The organism is Paenibacillus sp. P4_A9 (assembly GCF_056402415.1).
The window spans coordinates 1-1,700 of the sequence record NZ_JBFUHL010000196.1 but is presented as its reverse complement, the minus strand read 5'-3'; the positions used below and the strand labels follow the sequence as shown (position 1 = coordinate 1,700).

The window sequence follows — 1,700 nt, the reverse complement described above, 5'->3', positions numbered from 1 at the left end:
AGGAGATACGTTTAACAACGTCTTTGGCTTCTTTTTCTATCCTCTGCAGTTGTTTAGTGGCTAAGTCATGCTCCTCAAGGAGCTGCTCTAGATGGAGTTTGTAAGCATGTGTTGCTTGCTTAGAGGCTATCTGTGTCCGGCGACACAAACATATGTGCATAATCGTGAATGAAATTGATGTCGGGTTTTAAGACATTATTCCATTACCGACGTGACTCTGTGAGGCGAAAGAGCAGAGTTAAAAGAAATCGTATCGGGCCTAATGAATTAAGCTATACAAAATAATGGCTAATATTACCATAGTTTGTTGATATGGGTTTGGACAGAAACGATGGGACAACCTCGAACTTATATAAGTGGGTTAATCCAACTATTAAAGGGAGAGGTTCATTTGAAAAAAATCGTTTCAGTATTCGTTGCTGCCACCATGTTACTATCATTTTCCGCCTCTTCTTTTGCCTCAACTACTGCAAYGGTTACCCAGGGCGTGAATTTTAGATCAGCCCCCAGTACAAGCAGTAGTATTTACTCATTTCTTAAAGTCGGAACGACTTTAACCGTGCTTGAGCATATGAACTCGTATTGGCTCAAAGTATCTTTGAATGGAAAAGTAGGCTATGTGTCGACGTCCTATGTAAAAGAAACGCAAGCTCCGCTTACAGCGCCAACGGTAACGGCAAGTGGAACAGCACCAACCAATCAGATGGTAATGGTAACGATCACCTACCCGGACAACGCGGCAAAGAAAGAGTTTCGAATCAATAGCGGCGCTTGGACGACCTATACCGCTCCTCTAGCCATGACGACTAACGGCACAGTGGAAGCCCGTGGCACGGATGCGGCAGGGTACGTTTCGACGGTTGGTTTGTATACCGTGAATAATATTGACAAAATCGCACCTGCAGCTCCGACCTTAATAGCTGATCAGACGGCTGTAACAAATCAAAATGTACCCGTTACCATCTCATATCCGGCGGATTCCGCGGTCAATGAATACCGAGTGAATGACGGAGCTTGGTCAGCATACAGTCAATCGGTTGTCATGACGGCAAATGGCACAGTAGAAGCCCGGGGCACGGATGCGGCAGGGAACGTTTCGACATTTGGTTCGTATATCGTGAACAATATTGACAAAATCGCACCTGCAGCTCCGACCTTAAAAGCTGATAAGACGGCTGTAACAAATCAAAATGTAAGCGTTGCCATCTCGTATCCGGCGGATTCCGTTCTCAATGAATACCGAGTAAATGACGGAGCCTGGTCAGTATATAGTCAATCGGTTGTCATGACGGCTAATGGCACAGTGGAAGCCCGGGACACGGATGCGGCAGGGAACGTTTCGACGGTTGATTCGTATTCAGTGAATAATATTGATAATATCGCACCAGCAGCTCCGACTTTAAAAGCTGATCAGACGGCTGTAACAAATCAAAATGTAAGCGTCGCCATCACATATCCGGCGGATTCCGTGCTCAATGAATACCGAGTAAATGACGGAGCCTGGTCAGCATACAGTCAATCGGTTCTCATGACGGCTAACGGCACAGTGGAAGCCCGGGCCACGGATGTGGCAGGGAACGTTTCGACCGTTGGTTCGTATACCGTGAACAATATCGACAAAATCGCACCTGCGGCTCCGACCTTAAAAGCTAATCAGACGGCTGTAACAAATCAAAATGTAACCATTACAATCACATATC

At 46.0% G+C, this 1,700-nt stretch carries 1 protein-coding gene; it reads left to right on the top strand.

The window, feature by feature from the left end; all coding sequences use genetic code 11:
- Positions 1-391: 391 nt before the first annotated feature.
- A partial coding sequence (locus AC1DVJ_RS30865) for an SH3 domain-containing protein (RefSeq protein WP_477596732.1) occupies positions 392-1,700 on the top strand: 1,309 nt, incomplete at its 3' end.